Below are 17,749 nucleotides of genomic sequence, written 5' to 3' on the forward strand. Positions count from 1 at the left end.
ATCATTATTTATAAAGGTAAATATTAATTTAAACTGCTGTTTCTAGAAGTATTTGGAAATTCCTTTCCAGCTCCGCGAAAATGTGCGTCTCGAATACTTGAATTAGGCAACTTGCCATTTACATTGAAATCAAATAAAAAACACGGTGAAGTATCCGAGCCCAAACTCACCGCCAAACCATTAAAACCTCCACAGTAGTACTCCTTATTTCGGCTTGTGATTTTTTGTTCTTTGGTGGGCTCACTAGGGAGTTCATGAGTCCAGGGAGCACCGTGTTCATTGACAATGTATGCTTCATAGAAATTTACCGGGGTTGTTAATTTCTTTAAGTCATTTGCTGTTGTTTGAAAAACTCTCATACTCTGTTCGTTGTTTCCTGAAATCAAGACATCCATCATGGAAATTTTGGATGCAGACACACTCACTATTGTCATCAACGCAAGAAAAACTAACGAGGTAAATAAAGTAGCTCCTCTTTGTCTTCGCGATAAAGTGTATTTACGATTAAAACTCATAATAATGCTCCAGAATTTCTATTCTCAAGGTTGATTGTGGTTGTATAAACGCGGAATAAACGCCTTAAATCAGCATCCGCAACGGTGACCTTAGTTTTAAGTAAGAAATATTCTTTTTTGGTGCTTGGAGAATCCAAAACATTTTGACGTGAGGAACGTAATAACAAGCCAACTTGCACACTGGTTACTAAAGCCCATTGATCATCAGCTTCCACCTGATTGGCCGTTCTATAAACCTTGTTACCTGTATCGGCCATCACTCCATAGAGGTACTGAATGGCTTCTACATTTTCTACAATTGGTTGAGATCCTCCTCTGCTTCCCTCACAATAAAAAACCCTGTTATTTGGACTTGAGATGTTTTTAATTAAATAAAATGAGTTATAAATCAAGGCATCTCTCTTATTATCTCTAATGCCTTTTACTGGATCAGTACTACACGCTACTGTGCGTGCATCTCTAGTAGATCCACCACCTGTGCAATCGGTATAAATTAATGCATTTGGGTTTATGTCTGCTACATCTGGACAGCTATTAAGGCCCGCTTTACACGGATTATCAGCCAGATACATGACAGACAAAAAATCCCTTGTTGCTGAATCTCTAGTTCTTCGATTAGGTGCAGGTGGATTAACATCCCTCAGACTTCCATTACTGCACGTCGGATTTGTTAAATTACCATCTGACGTCGTAAAGAAAGGTTTATTATCTTTTAACTGAACATTTTCAATAGATGTATAACCAGCATGAGTGATAGCCTGCCTTAATATACCAAAAGCCACTGCTGCATTAGCATCCATTTCGCTGACCGCATCACGCTTTACATCTGCATTTTTGGTACTCGTAAAGTTAGTTACCACTCCTGCTAACAAAAACAAACCAACCACCATAGAAATCATGAGCTCGATCAATGACAGGCCTGATTGTTGATAAATATTTGATTTTTTTTGTTTTTTATACATTTTTTTGTTGCCATTCATAACTGTTTATTTTTAGTATCAGGGAATAATGATCGATTCAACCGAGTATTCAAGGTCATCGCCTGATTGATCTTGGTGGACAGCATTGCCACTCCAACTAATACTTACAGTGTGTTCTGCATTGCCAACGTTACAACCATCTGGACAGGTAATGCTTAATACACCGCCAGGAATTAAATTTTGAACACCGCCTTCTCTTTTTCCAGATTTATAAATACCACACATAATTTCTTGTACATCTAATCGTGCTATTTTCTCTGGGGAGCAAAAAGTATTCGTTCTGCACTGTGTTTCATTTTTTGTACAGTTGACATCGTTATCATAGAAGCCACCATCGGCCCCTGTTGGATTAGCGCGCATTTTATCTCCGAGCCCCATAATCAACATGCTCGCAACATTTCTTGAGTGTGCATTGTTAGTGCCTTTCATAGATGCGATCTGTAATCCACTCAGTCCAAGCATGCCAACACCAATGACAATAAGGCTGACTAACACCTCAATCATTGAAAATCCTTGCTGTTTTTTATTTACTGTATGCATTTAATATTACTTTCTATTATTTTTAATATATTGAGTAACAAATTTTTTTGGGTTGCCTTTCAGGCATTACATTCATACTACTGATATATAATGAGTATTTACTCCAAACAAACTAACCAATTATTTTTATTTATACCCTCAAGATTACCAATATTCGGGTAAACATCAACACTTATCAGAAACTATCAGATAAGTGGTCTTAAAAAGAGAGCTAAGAAACAAGAATGGTATGCATCCCATTATAATTGTTCTTTGAAAAAATGGCCTTAAAGTGGGGGGGTGTCTTTCCACAATAAAAAAAGGCGCAGATTTAACTCTGCGCCTTCAAACAACGATTTAAAATCGATTATAAAGTTAAAACTAAGACATCTTTAGCATCAACTTATTCAGCTTACTAACAAACCCTGCTGGATCTTCAAGCTGTGCGCCTTCTGCTAAAAGCGCCTGATCGAATAAAATCGCAGCCCAATCAGCAAATTGCTCATCATCGGTTTCTGCTTCCATGCGCTCAATCAGTGGATGAGTTGGATTAATTTCCAACACAGGCTTATTAGAAGGCATATCATGACCCGCCTGCTTCATAAGCGTTTGCATGTATAACGCCATGTCTTGTTCGTTTAATACGATACATGATGGAGAAGAAGTTAGGCGATGAGAGACTCTTACATCTTCAACTTGCTCTCCAAGCACTTCTTTTAGATGCTTGATAATACCGTCAGCTTTCTTATCCGTTTCTTCCTGCTCTTTTTTGTCTTCTTCAGTATCGAACTTACTTAAATCAAGCTCGCCTTTAGCAACTGATTGAAGTTTCTTGCCATCAAACTCTTGTAAACCATTGACTAACCATTCATCAACGCGGTCACTTAGTAATAAAACTTCGATCTCTTTTTTACGGAATACTTCGAGATGAGGGCTGTTTTTAGCAGAGGCGAAGGTTTCTGCTGTAATGTAGTAGATTTCTTCCTGCTCTTCTTTCATGCGAGAAACATAGTCTTCTAAGGTGACTGTTTGTTCTTCTGAATCCGTATTCGTTGATGAGAAACGTAATAACTTGGCAATTTGTTCCTTGTTTGCCATGTCTTCACCCGGACCTTCTTTTAAAGCACGTCCGAATTCATTCCAGAATTTTTGATAATCTTCCTTATCGTTCTTCGCCATTTTCTCTAGCAAGCCGAGAACCTTCTTCACAGACGCTTTCCGCATAGACTCTACAACATGATTGCTTTGCAAGATCTCTCGAGAAACATTCAACGGTAAATCATTAGAATCGATAACACCACGAACAAATCGTAGGTAATGAGGCATTAAGTTTTTAGTGTCATCCATAACGAAGACACGTTGAACATAAAGCTTGATACCGTTCTTTTGCTCTGGCTCCCAAAGATCGAAGGGTGCTTTAGAAGGAATATAAAGTAGTGATTTATACTCTAACTTTCCTTCTACGTTGTTATGGCTCCACGCTAAAGGGTTTTCCCAGTCATGAGCGATATGCTTATAGAATTCCTGGTAATCTTCATCTTTAAGATTGCTTTTAGATTCTGTCCAAAGTGCATTTGCTTTATTTACGACTTCCCATTCTTCAGTAAGCTTGCCTTCTTCATCACGCTTAAGCATTTTTACAGGTAAAGGAATGTGATCTGAATACGTTGAAATTATTGAACGTAAGCGATAATCGTTGGCAAACTCTTTTTCTTCTTCTTTAAGGTGTAAAACGATTTCCGTTCCGTGAGTGTCTTTAGTTGTATCTTCTAATGTAAAGCCATTCTCACCGTTTGATTCCCATACGACTGCTTTATCAGATTTATCCCCTGCTTTTCTAGTGGTTAAGGTTACTTTATCCGCAACAATAAATGAGGAGTAGAAACCTACACCAAACTGTCCAATCAGATTTGAATCTTTTGCCGCATCACCAGAGAGTTTTGACAAAAACTCTTTTGTTCCAGATTTTGCGATGGTACCGATGTTGTTAATAACATCTTCGCGTGTCATACCGATACCGTTATCACGGATAGTGACAGTATTCGCTTCTTCATCAAAATTTACTTCAATGCGTAATTCCGGATCACCTTCGTATAACGAATCATCCGAAATTGCTTCAAAACGTAATTTATCGCATGCATCTGAAGCATTAGATATCAGTTCACGTACAAAGATTTCTTTATTTGAATAGAGAGAATGAATCATTAAATGAAGTAATTGATTTACTTCTGTCTGGAATTCCATGTTCTCTTTTTTTGCTTTAGTTTCAGCCATTGTTAATTTCCTAATTTATCCTGTGGTAGTTCTAATAAATGATGACAAAAAATGTATGGTCATTTGATAACTTTTCAAGCGAAATGTTGTATTATTTGCTCTTTAAAAAATGACTTAAACAGGATTGTTTATGAGTAGCTCTGGTGGAATGTCTCAGTTATTAAAAGGCATCATGATTGGCATCGTTCTAATACTAGCCATAGTAGGAACAATGAGTTTATTAGATAAAAACAAATCCACTGATAATACCTCCAATGTTGATAATTCAACATCAGGGAACTCTTCGAATATAGCAGCGCCATCTATCAGCATTAATCCGCAAAACTCAACAGATACAGAAAATTCAAATAACAATACCAATAATAATTTAGAGCAATCTGACCAACTCACTTCTGATCCAACAAATACAAATCTTGAAGAGTCTGCAAATTCCACGAACGATGCAGACAAACCTGTTTTAGAAGGAGAGAAAGAACCAGAAGAGCCCGCAGAAGTACAATACGGAATGTTAACGGTAAGTTCTGTCAATCCGGAAAATAGAGAAAAGCTTAACGCTGCATTTGTTATTTTAGACAAAGAAAATGCTGAAGTTGCTAAAACAAGTAATGTAAACACAGCTACCTATAAGCTACCTATTGGTGAATACAAAATCACAGCGACTTTAACACCCGCACCTAATCAGTCTGGAAGACCGATTCCAACGGTAGAAAAAACTCAACAACTAACGATTACCGCCGATTCAAAGATCGCTCAAGTTTTCGAACTAGAACCACCACTTACCATAGGAATATTACAAGTTTCTGCTATTTCAACAAACGCTGGAAATAAGGCAGTAAGATCAAACTTTATCGTTCAAAAGGATAACGGTGAAACCGTAGCCTCCAGAAATAATGTTACCAACAGCCTGTTTAAACTTGATGCTGGCAGTTATAAAGTAACCGTAAGAAGTGGAAGTATCAGTGATTTCCGCACAGTCATTGTAGAAGCAGGAGAATCAACCAAGGAAACATTTAAGCTGCAAGAAGCTGCAGCACAAGGACGCGTATTAATAAGAGTTTTTGATACTCGCTCAAGTACACCAGTGAATGCAGATATTGTTATTTCTGATGCACAAGGAAACTTAGTTCAGGAATTAAAATCTGTAACCAAGACTGAAATATCACTAGCTCAGGGTAATTATAAAATTCGGGTGGTTGGCCCTACCGGGCAATCTAATAAAAATATTAGAGTCATTGCAGGAAAAGGTCTGAGTGAAATTTTCCGTTTTGATGCACCTCAAGTCGTCGTTAATACTCCTGACACTTCAAACAATACTGCTTCTATTGAGCCTGTTACAGTAGATCCTTCAAACGAGAATGGTACCCAGATCACTGATAATGTCACTATCAAAGCGGTAGAGCCTCAGCAAGATTCTAATCAGGAGAATATTCAAACTACCGTCGAAACTCAGGCTGAACAAACTCCAATTCAGAATTCTAATATCACCATATTGGCAAGAAACGCCTCAGATAATAGACCCATTAAATCTAATATTTATATTCAAACCCCCGCTGGCAAACATCTGGATAAAAAAGTCTATGTAGATTCTGGAACTTTTCAGCTAGCACCAGGCGTATATAAAGTTACAGTTAGATCAAATAACAGAAGAAACAACGTTAAAACGATTCGTGTTTCTGCCAATCAAAATTTAAGCGAAACCTTTTTGATGGATACTGTGGCGTCATCTACTCCAGAAAAAACAGCCGTACTTGCGCCTCAGAAACCAGCTAAACCTATAAACAACGGCGTTATTCCTAGTGGCTTTTTAAATGTATTAATGCAACCTGGAAATAACCAAAATGGATCAAATCAGAATTTAAATACTCATTTTATAGTAGCGACAAAAGCCGGTAAAAAAATAGTAGAGCTAACAAGTGTTAAATCAGGCAATTTTAAATTAGATACGGGTGAGTATGTTGTCACAGCGATTTATCAAAATAATCGTCGTAGACAAAATGTAGTTATCAGAGAAAACCAAAATACACGTTTAATTTTTAGAACTAGTGACTTTGGTGTTCGTAAAGGACTTTTAAGAAGCAGAATTATTGATGAAGCCGGACGACCTCTAAAAGGCAATCTCATTGTTAAAGACATGAGAGGTCGAATAGTTGCCAGAGCAAATGGAGTTTCTACCGGAGAGTTTGAATTGGCACCAAGAAGACACACTGTCAGTGTTAGTTACAGAGGCCTGAGTGGCAGTGAAGTTGTAAGAGTTGCGTCTGGAGAAACAACCGTTCAAACATTTACAATTGCGGCTAACAACCCTACTCCCACCAACAGAAACTCACAAAAAAATGACACTAAAGAACTAAAAAGAATCATAAGAGACAAGATAAAAGAAGAAATACAAAAACAATTTTGATAAAAAAGTTAATAATAAAAGTGCAACTCGTCAGATTTATTGAACATAATTACTTTATTGATTTAAACTCTCTTGTATAAAAGGAAATAAATATTTTATTAACCCAAAATAATTATAATTAGAATATAAGTTCGTTACTCTTAACCTAAGCCATAAAAAGCTTTTGCAATATATTTTATACGACTGCAAGCAGTTGAAATACCAAATAATTATAAAAATAATGAAGCTTAAAAGCTCTTAAAACTTATAAATGAGAATTACTCAAATATCTAATGAAATGAAAGAAGCGGGACTGCCAATATTTTGGCAGCTGTACGCTTTTGGGCTTTTTGTTACTGCTATATTTGTGGCTTTCTTTACTAACGACTTAGAAATCAGGCATACGTTTAATATTATTTTAGCCGTTTTAACTGCCATTCCTCTTATTTCCGCAATTTTCATTGAGAAAAAACCTATATACCCATGGGGTATTCTCATTGTCGCAATTTTAATTCTAGTTTCTGAAGACGTAATATCCTCATTGCTATATCTGGGTTTGGATTCATCTTTAATAGGTAATGAATGGATTAAAGATATTGGAATAGCCATTTTAGGTATTTTTAGCTTTAGTTTACTCATACGCATAGAAACTAATTATCGTATCAATGGCTTTACCATTGATTATATTCTATGTTTATTTTCTGCCATTTGGTTTTTGTTTTTTCTCTCGCCTAATCTACTTAAATATGGACTTGAAGAATTAAACTTTCATCAGCAGCTCCAATTTTCTCATTTACTTTTAGTAGCAATATTTATGGGTTTACTCCTTGTAAATCTAAAGCTTCTAATTACTTTTAAAATCAAGGATCTTATCGCTGCAGTTTTGATATTAACTCTATCGACTTACTTGCTAGTCAATGCGTTTAACAGCATTCAATTCTTTGGTGACAGTGAATTAATAAACAATATTGAATGGTTTGGTTACAAACTGGCAGGTTTACTCGCTTTCCTACATATTTACACTGAAGATTATAAATATAAATTTGATCAAAAAAAGTCAAAGATCCTAGGATTAAAGTTTTTATGGTCCGCTTCAATTCTTGCCTTACTCGTGACTCCTGTAGGGGTGATATATAGATGGAGGTTCAACTTCTCACCTATCGAACCATCATTAGTAGCTGTAATAGGTACTATCTTGAGTTTAATTGTTATTTTGAGAATCTCTGTTTTACTACGTAATTACGAAAAACAACGCAAAAAATTAAAATCCATTGCATTCACCGATTCTATGACTAATCTGCCTAATTACTTAGGTATCCGTCATTTAATAGATGATAAGGAAAACATGTTAGTTTTCACTCTGAACATTGAGGATTTCAAATCTATCAATGACATGTATGAGAGAAAATTTGGCGATAATGTACTTATCAGTCTGGCCGAAAGATTAAAAAACCTGAATGATGTTTTATTTGTTGCTCGCATCGGTAGTGATAGCTTTTTAGCTGTATATCAGACCCCTTATGAGCAAATATATAATACTTACGAAAGGCTTCAACAAGAGTTAGGTGTATGGGATACGGTTTCTGGTCGTAAAGTAGCTGTACCTTTAACCTTTGGTGCAAGTCATAGCAAAAAACCGATTGAACCTGAAAAATTAGTTAGACAATCTGAACTTGCCTTGAAAAAAGCGAGGGAGTTACACAAAGATTTTACTCTTTATGAGGAGAGAGAAAATAAACTTACTGTTGACTACAACATGCCAAGACTTGAACTCAGAGAAATATTACAACGTTCAATAGATGAAAATTATCTACCCATTCATTTCCAGCCTATTTACAATTTAAACGATGGCTCACTTAAAGCTGTCGAATTACTTATTCGGGTTCATTCTGAAGAACATGGGCTTTTACTTCCAAGTCAATTCCTTGATCAAGCCAAATCTTATGGTTTATTAACAGGGCTAACAAAGGTCTGCATTAACATGGTTGCAGAGAACTTTGAAAAGCTACCGAATGTTGATATCAACGTCAATGTGCCACCATACATGCTTAATAATGCTGACACTTTGAACGAATTAATCAGCTCATTCCACAATGCAAATCTGCCTACCGAGCGTTTTTGTATTGAAGTGACAGAAGACGGAGATATTCCTACCGACCATTTAATTCCTGCAATAAATCTGTTAAAAGAGAGTGGTTTCTCCATTTCTATTGATGACTTTGGTACAGGCTATTCCTCGTTGGGTCGTTTATCTATTCTACCTGTAGATAGTGTAAAGATAGATAGAAGCTTATTACTCAGCGCCAGCGATGGAAACAAAGCGATTCTAGAATCGGCTCTTACTTTGGTAAAACGTCTAGGAGTAAAATCCGTTGTAGAAGGTGTTGAAACTATGGAGCAATTAAATCTTGTCAGAAGTTTAGGCGCAGATTCAGTACAGGGTTATCTATTTTCTAAGCCGGTAAGAGCGATTACAGCCACCAAGTTTTCTCTAAATGCCTCTAGTATTGTCGCAGAGTTTTAAGCACGCTAAAAACCAATATCAAATTCCATCCAGCTTGTTTTTGATAACTTTAAAATGTGATTTGAAGAATCTGTATCTTTCCACTTTTTAGCTTCAGGCCCAAGCCAGTGATTTCTGGATGGCGTTAATTTTCCTTTTTTGTTTTGATGATTGTATGCCAAACGGCTCCAATAGCCTTTCTTAATATAATTTCTTAATTTTCTAAAGACTGACATCGCTTTTGCATGATCTGTGCAGTTGTATTCTTCGCGCCCTAGCCTGATTTCTAACTTGCCACAAAACAAGGTTTCATTGTCTAAAACAGAATGGGTAAACAGTAGTTTACAGTCGCCTATATGTAACTCTGAAGTGACCTCTTTTATATCGATAGAATCGCAATAGTCATTAGCATGGGCCAAAAATTCAGACTCATCCTTTTCCATCATAAGAAATAAAATTTCTGCGTCCATAAATGTTATATGTTTTCTAAAAGTAATCTTTGTTTATTTTATATGTTCGAGAATACCATCAAGCTCATCTAAATTATTGTATTCAACAACCAATTTGCCCTTGCCCTTATTGTTATATTGAATGGCCACTTGAGCACCCAGGGTTTGCGATAAGGACTCTTCAAGCTTTTGCACTTCCAAGGCTTTCTTCACGGGTGTCTTTTTATCGGCAGCGAGATCGGGGTTCGCTATTTTCTTTACCAGCTTTTCAGTTTCTCTAACAGACAGCTCTTTCCTGGCAACAATATGTGCCGTTTCAACCTGTTTAGTACCTGATAAAGCCAACAACGCTCGCGCATGGCCCATATCAAGTTTTCCTGAATCTAATAACTCTTTGGTGGTTTCTTCCAGGTCTAGCAAACGCAATAGATTACTCACAGCGGCTCTGGAGCGCCCCACAGATTCAGCCGTCTGCTGATGTGTCAAACCAAAATCTGCAATCAAACGGCTCATTGCAATCGCTTCTTCCAGTGGATTGAGATCTTCACGTTGAATATTCTCAATCAAAGACATTGCAGCTGCAGCCTGATCAGGAATATCTCTGATAATCGCAGGAATCGTATGCATACCCGCTATTTGAGACGCACGCCAGCGACGCTCACCAGCAATTAGTTCATATTCACCGCCATCGATTCTACGAACGACAATAGGCTGAACTAATCCTTGTGCTTTGATCGACTCTGCAAGCTCTTGAAGCGCATCCGGATCAATGGATAAGCGTGGTTGATACTCACCTTTTCTGATTTTTTCAACGGGTAGTTTCTTTAGTTCGCTGTCTTTATTTGCAGCGTCATCTTTTACAGCCGAACTTAGTAGCATGTCTAAGCCACGACCTAGTCCTGGTTTTTTTACCATTATCAAATTCCCTATCGAAGATTATTAGACTGACTTAAACAACTACTATCAAGCAGCTTGTCGAGATGATTCTTTACGGATGACTTCAGCTGCAAGCGCTAAATAAGCTAATGCGCCACTTGATCGCTTATCATACATCAATGCTGGCAAACCATGACTTGGCGCCTCTGCCAAACGTATATTGCGTGGAATCGACGTATTATACAAGGTATCAGAAAAGTGCTGGGCCAATTGATTAGAAACATCACGCGACAGATTATTACGCGGATCGTACATCGTTCTTAAAAGTCCGATGACTTCCAGCTTTGGATTCGAGTTGCTACGAATGGTTTCTATCGAACCTATCAATGCAGAAAGACCTTCCAGCGCATAATACTCACACTGCATGGGAATAAGCACCCCATTCGCTGCAACTAAAGCATTTACCGTCAACATATTGAGTGAAGGTGGACAATCTATAATGATGTAATCGTAATTGCCTTTTATTGACTGTAATACTTTTTGCAGGCGGTATTCACGATCACCCATTTTCATCATTTCAAGTTCAGCAATAGTTAGATCAGGACCACCCGCTAAACCAGACACAGACATATTGGGGATAGTTTGAATCGCTTCCTCAACCTTTGCATCACCCAACAGAACATCGCTTAAATACACCGGCATTTCGTGTTTATCTAAACCAATACCAGTAGTTGCATTACCTTGAGGATCCATGTCTACAATTAACACACGGCGCTTAATAACCGCCAATGAGGCCGCCAAATTAACGCTGGTGGTCGTTTTACCAACACCACCTTTTTGATTAGCAACGGCAATTATTTGAGTCATATCGATTGATCTGTTTTTGGTTTTATTAAGTCTGCACACAGTATCAAAAACTGGGGCTTAAGGGTAGATATAGTGATCATAAAAAGTCACCCCCCTACATTTAGCCACTTTTTTTATCGACTTAATCGTTGGACGTATTTTCAAGAATCTTAACGGTTACAGATAACGACCGCTCTTTTGGGTGCAGGATATCCTTCTATGGTTTTATTATGATCTTTAGGGTCAAGAAAATCTTGTAGTGACTCAAATTCCATCCAGTCCGTCGAGCGCTGCTCTTCAATACTGGTCTGGTTTATATCGACTACCCGTACATTTTTAAAACCCACTCTTTCTAACATTCTCACTAAAAGTGGGGGGGTGGGTAAAAACCAGACATTACGCATTTTCGCATAACGATCTTCGGGCAATAACAACTCATGGCTCTCTGAATTTGATTCATCTTCGATGACCAATGTTTCTAACACCAATTCGCCATCTGCGCGTAAAAAACTTCTGAGTTCTTGTAAATGTTCGATGGGGGAAACGCGATGATACAAAACCCCCATTGAAAATACCGTATCAAAGCCTTTGCCCTGATATACCTTACTGAATGCAGGCAACTCTTCACCTTTGAAGGGCAATAGGTGTATAGGTTTTTCACCCGCGTATTTCTTTAAAGTCTGAAATTGTACGAGAAAAAACTGGCTAGGGTCAGCACCAACCACCAACTTTGCGCCATCGGCCAGCATACGCCACATGTGGTAGCCGTTACCACAACCGACATCTAAAACTCTTCGGTTCTTTAAAGGCGTTAAATGCGATTGAATTCTTTGCCACTTCCAGTCTGAATGCCATTCTGTATCTATGTGGATACCAAATAATTCATAAGGACCTTTGCGCCAGGGGTGTAACTTTTTGAGCAGTAAAAGCAAATACTCACTAGTTTCATGATCGCAATCTTCAACTGAACCAATTCTTACTTTATCCGCGGAAATATCAATACTAGATGCCTGAATATCTGGTAGTTGTTGAAGAATGCTTTCCCACTCTTCCTTCTTGCCGTGTTGTCGCTTTTCAAAAATAGCAGATAGTTGCTGCGGAAGTACTTCTTGCCATTCGACAAAGTCATTCTCTTGCAGATCAGCATACAAGCTTTCAAAATTAACAATCATGTTTTCAGGCATTACTATATTCTTTCTTTATTCTTGATTAAGATTTCAAAGCAACTAGAGAGATAAAATTAAAGCTCTGAAACCATTGGTAAGACTGAGAAAAACCAGCTTCTTGCAAACGGGTCTGGTGTTGTTCCAGGGTATCAGGAATCATTACATTTTCTAAAGCCGCACGTTTTTGGCTGATTTCAAGATCACTATAGCCATTCGAGCGCTTCATATTGTGATACCACTCGATTTGCTGTTGATTCTCTTCCTCGTCATCAAAAATAATTTTCTCAGATAAGATCAACGCTCCGCCTGGCAACATACCCTCGTAAACTTTTTTCAATAAGCTTAAGCGCGACTCAGGAGAAAGAAACTGCAGAGTAAAGTTGATTACCACTAAAGACGCATTGCTAATCTCTGATTTCTCGATATCTTCACACAGGACGTCTAAATCAGACTCAGGCATGTGACGAGCCAAACGAGATTGGCAGCGTTTCACCATTGCCTCAGAATTATCGATGCAAATATGCTTCAACTTTCGTGATGATGTTTGTCGGTGCATCGCCAAAGTAGCTGCTCCTAAGGAGCAACCAAGATCATATACATTGCTATTATCTTTGGCGTACTGGCCAGCGTAAACACCTAGTAAGGAAATGACCGTTTCATATCCAGGCACTGATCGACGAATCATGTCAGGAAACACATCCGCCACAGAATCGTCAAAAGCGAAATCCACGACTTTTTGATTATTAGCGAAAATATTATCTTGTTTCATGAGTCACTAGATTGTGAGTAAAAGAATGCGCAAAAGTGATAATAACTAAAAGCAGCCTATGCAAAAAAGCTTAAGCACCCGGCCATTTTGTATCAACAGATAATTTGCCAAAAGTAATTTTCTCACCGGTTCGTTTTCCTGCATCTGGGCCCATAAAGTACAAATAAGGTCCGACTAAAGCTTTAGGCTTTGCAACCTGTGTCATATCTTCACCCGGGAAGTTCATGCGACGCATTTGAGTGTCGACTGGACCTGTATCAATGCTATTCACACGAATGAAATTATCCGGCAGATCATATTCATCAGCCAATATATCCATCATTGCCTGTGAACCCGCTTTAGCGATACCAAAAGCACCGTTATAGGCTTTGCGTGAATCATGCGCAGAGAAAACAATCGCCGCATCTTTAGAGGCTTCAAGTAACGGCAAACACGCTTGAGTAATTAAAAAGTTGGCGTGTAAGTTTACCATTGTCGTTTTCGACCATAACTCAAGATCATATTCTTTGAATGGGATAAATGCTGGCAACCAACCCGCATTTAACGCAATACCATCTAGTCCACCCAGCTTATCTTCGATGGTAGCCGCCATATCCTGATAATCTTTTGTCACCGCACCTTCCATATTCAATGGGTAGATAGCGGGTTCAGGGTATCCTGCCTCTTCAATCTCATCGTAGACGACTTCCAGTTCTTTCAGTGTTTTTCCCAACAACACCACCGTTGCACCAAAACGCGCATACGCCAATGATATTTCTTTACCAATACCAGAACCGGCCCCCGTGACTAAAATAACGCGATCCTTCAACAATCCATCCGCTGGAACATAATCGAGCAGTTGCTGGTAATCTTCAGTTAATTCGGGGGTATTTTTAGAGCTTTGTTGATTCATGAGAAAGTACTTTAACAATCGTTAAAAAGGACTGGTAATAATTGCATAAGCATGACGAAGCGTCCAGACATGAGTTATTGATAATGCTCGTTTTAAACAGGAAAAATGACACCCCCCACCTTTTATGAGGTTTTTTTCATATTATTAAATGAAAACCTCACCCTTCGGGTCGTCGTCACAATGTTCCAACGTTGTCTCAGCAAAGCTTCGGCTAAGCTATTTTTCTATACAAAGGGTGCTAAAAAATACATCTCACTTGTCACACTTATCAAAACAGAATAAACTGCGCACCCTTGCTAAAAGCATACGGAGAAGTGTTCGAGTGGCCTATGGAGCTCGCTTGGAAAGCGGGTGTACCTTTATCGGTACCGAGGGTTCGAATCCCTCCTTCTCCGCCATATATACAAAAGCCCACTAAGTATTTTGTCTAGTGGGCTTTTTTTATATTGAACAGAAACGATGGATTGGAAGACAAAAACCGTTTCGATCCGAGTGTCAGCGACACTGGCGATAGAAGGGAGCTAATAAAAAGAGGATAAAATGATCACCCCCCTACTTTTACGCCCTTTTTTAACATCCATCAACGATACGCTGACATAATAAAAAACAACCTAAGTCAAAGAACATCTGCTTAGCACATGTTAGATTACGTTTTTACATTCCAGCCCCATAAACATGAAATTTAAACAATCTCACTTTTTGCTATTTATCTCATCGATTCTGTTACTCACAGCGTGCTCTCGGCATTCAGGCACTGGAGTCTGGAAAACAGATACCGACAATCAATTAGGCATAGAAAAAATAGTGGTGGGATTTGAAGGGAAAGCCGTATTTGTTAGCACAAAACCTAAAAAAATTGATTGGCATTGTTTTTGGAGAGGCTCTAAAGAGAAAGAGTTACTACTAGAATGCACCCCTTCAACAGACCCAGATAAGAAGCAGTCATATTATCTCATTGTTAATGAACAAGGTTTGGCGGAACTCAGAGATGACTCTTCACTATTAGCAACATTTACTCGTACGGATGAAAACCCTTCACCCAAGAAAAAATAGTTATCTGAACTCAATCAAAAGATTCATATCTTTTGATTCAGAAAAACGAAAGCAAAATCTATAGGGCAGACTCTAATCCCTTTTGGACGCCTTCTCTTTGTTGAATAGCCTCAGCCCATCTCAGCACATTCTCGTATGAAGCTGTATCTAGAAATTCAGTTGCATCATAAACATCACCCAGTGCTACACGTCCGTACCAAGACCAGATAGCGATATCAGCGATTGAGTAACCGCTTTTGCACATATATTCACGTTCTGCCAAGTGACGATCCAGCACATCTAGTTGTCGCTTGGTCTCCATCGTATAACGATCAATCGGGTATTCCATGGGGTATGGTGCATATTTGTAGAAATGACCAAAACCACCACCAAGAAATGACGCACTGCTCTCCTGCCAGAACAACCAGGTAATGCACTCCATGCGATCAACACTGTCTTCCGGTAGTAAAGCTTTATATTTTTCTGCGAGATAGAGCAAAATTGCGCAGGACTCAAACACCGATTGCGCAGGTGATTTTGATTGATCAAGCAATACCGGGATTTTTGAATTCGGATTAAGCTTCACAAAGTCGGACCCGAATTGCTCGCCTTCACCAATATCGATGATGTGTAGATCGTATTCCGCCTCTTTTTTACCTAGAGCTAACAGTTCTTCCAGCATTACCGTAATCTTCACGCCATTTGGCGTACCTAGTGAATATAACTGTAAGGGTTTATCACCAACGGGCAATACTTTCTCGTGAGTCGCACCCGCAATCGGGCGATTGATACTCGCCCATTTACCGCCACTTTCAGTATCCCATGTCCACACTTTTGGGGGCGTGTATTCTTTATTACTCATTGCTAATTCCTATTATCGTGACTTTTATAATTAAACTACCATCAACCTAACTGCAAATTTCTACAGCTTTGATAGCAGATATTACACTTACGGTTGATAAACTCTATTGGACTATTAAAAAATACGAGGTTCGGCAAAAATATAGTCTAATTTTCTCAATCAGGTCACTAAAATAATCAGTTTTCAACACCACTTTTTTTATACAAAAAAAAGGGATGACAATGTCACCCCCGTACTTTTAGCCACTTTTCTAAAAGAATTTAAATCATATATGTCTTTGCTTCTTCACCCGGATAAGGCAATCCTGCGATCTGCCAGAGCTGTAGACATCCACCAAATAATTTACGCACACCATCTCTTTCGTGTCCGAATGCTTTACATACACGGCTCATTGGTGGGATAGCGCCCAAACGCATGTAACGATCACGGATAAATTCGATAATTTCCCAATGCTCTTCGGTTAACTCGTCTATCTCGGCATTCGCAGCGAGTTGTTCCGCAATTGATCGCGTCCATAAATCAGGGTTTGTCATAAAATCGTCTTCATCAAATAACGATAAGATAAATGTATCTGTAGTTTTTAAAGGTGATGTAGAAGCTCTCATAATATTATCCAGTTTTTTCTTAGCAAAGATTAAGTAATGAGGTGAAATTTACAGCAGAGACTAATTCACGTAAAATGATTATATTTAATTTAATATCATATTTTATGATATAGAAAGTATTGGGAAATATCATGGATCTGAAACAGCTTAAGTCACTGATATCAGTCGTCGAAAATAATTTGAATATCAGTCAGGCCGCCGACCAATTGCATTTGGTCCAATCTGCTGTATCACAACAAATCAGCCGTCTCGAAGAAGAAATTGGAGTTAAGTTATTTAATCGTAAAGGTAAACGTTTAGCGGGCTTAACACCAGTGGGTGATGAAATCGTTGATTATGCGTATCGCACTTTAGCCAATGCCAATAGTATTCTGGAAATCGCTCACGACCACATCAATGAGTTCGAAGGCATGCTCCGCATTGGCACCACCCATACTCAGGCGCAATACATTTTACCTCCTGTGATTAAAGCGTTTAGCCAGGAATACCCCGAGGTTGAATTACAAATCCATCAGGGAACTCCACAACAACTGGTTACGAAAGCTCTTCACGATGAAGTTGATTTTGCGATTTGCACTGAAGCGCTTAGCGAGAGCAAGGACCTTGTGAGTATGCCAAGTTATAACTGGAATAGAAGTTTGATCACCCTAAAAGACAGTACTTTATTGGAGACCGATAATATTACGCTAGAAAAACTCAGCAACTACCCAATTGTCACTTATGTACATGGATTTACAGGTAGAGAAGTATTTAATGAAACCTTTAAGAAAGCGGGATTGAAACCTCAAATTGTGCTGAGTGCAGCCGACACCGACGTTATCAAAACCTATGTGCGTAGTGGAATGGGTGTCGGTGTGATTGCAAATATGACCTATGTGACTGACAAAGACAGTGACTTGGTATTGCGAGACCTCAGTGAATTATTTCCATGGGAAACGACCAAGATCGCCTATAAAAAAGATAAGTATTTACGCCGGCATCAACAGCGTTTTATTGATCTTTTTCAGAGTAGTGTATTGAAACAGGAGGGTTTGGTTGCGCCTTAACTATAAATACTTAGATTAAGTACTAGAACGAAATA

The 17,749-nt window shown here is 38.5% G+C and carries 16 protein-coding genes and 1 tRNA gene; 5 read left to right on the forward strand and 12 right to left on the reverse strand.

All coding sequences use genetic code 11. The annotated features are described in order from the left end of the window. Positions 1-23: 23 nt before the first annotated feature. The 4 genes from Q1A31_RS11465 to htpG form a co-directional block, all read right to left on the reverse strand. Entirely contained in the window at positions 24-515 is a 492-nt protein-coding gene (locus Q1A31_RS11465) for a pilus assembly PilX N-terminal domain-containing protein (RefSeq protein ID WP_299876460.1), read from the reverse strand. Beyond that, a complete protein-coding gene (locus tag Q1A31_RS11470; protein ID WP_366943012.1) occupies positions 512-1,495 on the reverse strand; it encodes a PilW family protein in 984 nt (327 codons plus the stop codon). Before Q1A31_RS11470 ends, Q1A31_RS11465 begins: the two co-directional genes overlap by 4 nt. An 18-nt stretch (positions 1,496-1,513) precedes the next feature. Further along, positions 1,514-2,035 carry a type IV pilus modification protein PilV gene (pilV, locus tag Q1A31_RS11475; RefSeq protein WP_299876464.1) on the reverse strand — a complete coding sequence of 174 codons (522 nt, stop codon included), beginning with the start codon at positions 2,033-2,035 and terminating at the stop codon, positions 1,514-1,516. A gap of 360 nt (positions 2,036-2,395) precedes the next feature. After that, the gene (gene htpG / locus Q1A31_RS11480) at positions 2,396-4,288 is read right to left on the reverse strand and encodes a molecular chaperone HtpG (protein ID WP_299876466.1); all 1,893 of its coding nucleotides are present in this window, start codon (positions 4,286-4,288) and stop codon (positions 2,396-2,398) included. 130 nt (positions 4,289-4,418) lie between these two features. On the opposite strand from htpG, the gene Q1A31_RS11485 reads away from it, so the two are divergent. Both Q1A31_RS11485 and Q1A31_RS11490 read left to right on the forward strand, forming a co-directional pair. Then, entirely contained in the window at positions 4,419-6,689 is a 2,271-nt protein-coding gene (locus tag Q1A31_RS11485; protein WP_299876468.1) for a hypothetical protein, read from the forward strand. 250 nt (positions 6,690-6,939) lie between these two features. Then, positions 6,940-9,192 (forward strand): GGDEF domain-containing phosphodiesterase, encoded by a 2,253-nt coding sequence (locus Q1A31_RS11490; RefSeq protein ID WP_299876470.1) that lies wholly within the window; start codon positions 6,940-6,942, stop codon positions 9,190-9,192. A gap of 5 nt (positions 9,193-9,197) precedes the next feature. On the opposite strand, the gene Q1A31_RS11495 is transcribed toward Q1A31_RS11490, so the two are convergent. From Q1A31_RS11495 to Q1A31_RS11520, 6 genes are all read right to left on the reverse strand, one after another. After that, positions 9,198-9,641, reverse strand: coding sequence for a hypothetical protein (locus Q1A31_RS11495; protein WP_299876472.1), 444 nt, complete (start codon positions 9,639-9,641; stop codon positions 9,198-9,200). A 33-nt stretch (positions 9,642-9,674) separates the two neighbouring features. Beyond that, on the reverse strand, positions 9,675-10,538 hold the full coding sequence (locus Q1A31_RS11500) for a ParB/RepB/Spo0J family partition protein (RefSeq protein ID WP_299876513.1): 864 nt from the start codon (positions 10,536-10,538) through the stop codon (positions 9,675-9,677). A gap of 45 nt (positions 10,539-10,583) precedes the next feature. After that, a complete protein-coding gene (locus Q1A31_RS11505; protein ID WP_299876474.1) occupies positions 10,584-11,363 on the reverse strand; it encodes a ParA family protein in 780 nt (259 codons plus the stop codon). 149 nt (positions 11,364-11,512) lie between these two features. Next, on the reverse strand, positions 11,513-12,526 hold the full coding sequence (cmoB, locus tag Q1A31_RS11510) for a tRNA 5-methoxyuridine(34)/uridine 5-oxyacetic acid(34) synthase CmoB (protein ID WP_299876476.1): 1,014 nt from the start codon (positions 12,524-12,526) through the stop codon (positions 11,513-11,515). A 25-nt stretch (positions 12,527-12,551) separates the two neighbouring features. Beyond that, positions 12,552-13,277, reverse strand: coding sequence for a carboxy-S-adenosyl-L-methionine synthase CmoA (cmoA, locus tag Q1A31_RS11515; RefSeq protein WP_299876478.1), 726 nt, complete (start codon positions 13,275-13,277; stop codon positions 12,552-12,554). A 70-nt stretch (positions 13,278-13,347) separates the two neighbouring features. Beyond that, positions 13,348-14,169 (reverse strand): SDR family NAD(P)-dependent oxidoreductase, encoded by an 822-nt coding sequence (locus Q1A31_RS11520; protein WP_299876481.1) that lies wholly within the window; start codon positions 14,167-14,169, stop codon positions 13,348-13,350. Positions 14,170-14,477: 308 nt separating this feature from the next. Between Q1A31_RS11520 and Q1A31_RS11525 the strand changes: the two genes are divergently transcribed. Together Q1A31_RS11525 and Q1A31_RS11530 are read left to right on the forward strand one after the other, a co-directional pair. Further along, a tRNA-Ser gene (locus tag Q1A31_RS11525) sits at positions 14,478-14,567 on the forward strand. A 277-nt stretch (positions 14,568-14,844) separates the two neighbouring features. After that, complete coding sequence (locus Q1A31_RS11530; RefSeq protein ID WP_299876483.1) at positions 14,845-15,222, forward strand: hypothetical protein; 378 nt, start codon at positions 14,845-14,847, stop codon at positions 15,220-15,222. Positions 15,223-15,280: 58 nt separating this feature from the next. Here the strand turns inward: Q1A31_RS11530 and yghU are convergent, their stop codons facing one another. Both yghU and Q1A31_RS11540 read right to left on the reverse strand, forming a co-directional pair. Next, positions 15,281-16,063, reverse strand: coding sequence for a glutathione-dependent disulfide-bond oxidoreductase (gene yghU / locus Q1A31_RS11535; RefSeq protein ID WP_299876485.1), 783 nt, complete (start codon positions 16,061-16,063; stop codon positions 15,281-15,283). Between the two features lie 260 nt (positions 16,064-16,323). Beyond that, complete coding sequence (locus tag Q1A31_RS11540) at positions 16,324-16,668, reverse strand: TusE/DsrC/DsvC family sulfur relay protein (RefSeq protein WP_299876487.1); 345 nt, start codon at positions 16,666-16,668, stop codon at positions 16,324-16,326. A gap of 131 nt (positions 16,669-16,799) precedes the next feature. Between Q1A31_RS11540 and Q1A31_RS11545 the strand changes: the two genes are divergently transcribed. Then, entirely contained in the window at positions 16,800-17,714 is a 915-nt protein-coding gene (locus Q1A31_RS11545; protein ID WP_299876489.1) for a LysR substrate-binding domain-containing protein, read from the forward strand. Positions 17,715-17,749: the final 35 nt, after the last annotated feature.

Source organism: uncultured Cocleimonas sp., assembly GCF_947495625.1.
Lineage (GTDB): Bacteria > Pseudomonadota > Gammaproteobacteria > Thiotrichales > Thiotrichaceae > Cocleimonas.

Bases quoted from the DNA above. Each gene is read 5' to 3' on its own strand.
- Q1A31_RS11465 (WP_299876460.1), bottom strand. From the start codon at position 515: ATGAGTTTTAATCGTAAATACACTTTATCGCGAAGACAAAGAGGAGCT.
- Q1A31_RS11470 (WP_366943012.1), bottom strand. From the start codon at position 1,495: ATGAATGGCAACAAAAAAATGTATAAAAAACAAAAAAAATCAAATATT.
- pilV (WP_299876464.1), bottom strand. From the start codon at position 2,035: ATGCATACAGTAAATAAAAAACAGCAAGGATTTTCAATGATTGAGGTG.
- htpG (WP_299876466.1), bottom strand. From the start codon at position 4,288: ATGGCTGAAACTAAAGCAAAAAAAGAGAACATGGAATTCCAGACAGAA.
- Q1A31_RS11485 (WP_299876468.1), top strand. From the start codon at position 4,419: ATGAGTAGCTCTGGTGGAATGTCTCAGTTATTAAAAGGCATCATGATT.
- Q1A31_RS11490 (WP_299876470.1), top strand. From the start codon at position 6,940: ATGAGAATTACTCAAATATCTAATGAAATGAAAGAAGCGGGACTGCCA.
- Q1A31_RS11495 (WP_299876472.1), bottom strand. From the start codon at position 9,641: ATGGACGCAGAAATTTTATTTCTTATGATGGAAAAGGATGAGTCTGAA.
- Q1A31_RS11505 (WP_299876474.1), bottom strand. From the start codon at position 11,363: ATGACTCAAATAATTGCCGTTGCTAATCAAAAAGGTGGTGTTGGTAAA.
- cmoB (WP_299876476.1), bottom strand. From the start codon at position 12,526: ATGCCTGAAAACATGATTGTTAATTTTGAAAGCTTGTATGCTGATCTG.
- cmoA (WP_299876478.1), bottom strand. From the start codon at position 13,277: ATGAAACAAGATAATATTTTCGCTAATAATCAAAAAGTCGTGGATTTC.
- Q1A31_RS11520 (WP_299876481.1), bottom strand. From the start codon at position 14,169: ATGAATCAACAAAGCTCTAAAAATACCCCCGAATTAACTGAAGATTAC.
- Q1A31_RS11530 (WP_299876483.1), top strand. From the start codon at position 14,845: ATGAAATTTAAACAATCTCACTTTTTGCTATTTATCTCATCGATTCTG.
- yghU (WP_299876485.1), bottom strand. From the start codon at position 16,063: ATGAGTAATAAAGAATACACGCCCCCAAAAGTGTGGACATGGGATACT.
- Q1A31_RS11540 (WP_299876487.1), bottom strand. From the start codon at position 16,668: ATGAGAGCTTCTACATCACCTTTAAAAACTACAGATACATTTATCTTA.
- Q1A31_RS11545 (WP_299876489.1), top strand. From the start codon at position 16,800: ATGGATCTGAAACAGCTTAAGTCACTGATATCAGTCGTCGAAAATAAT.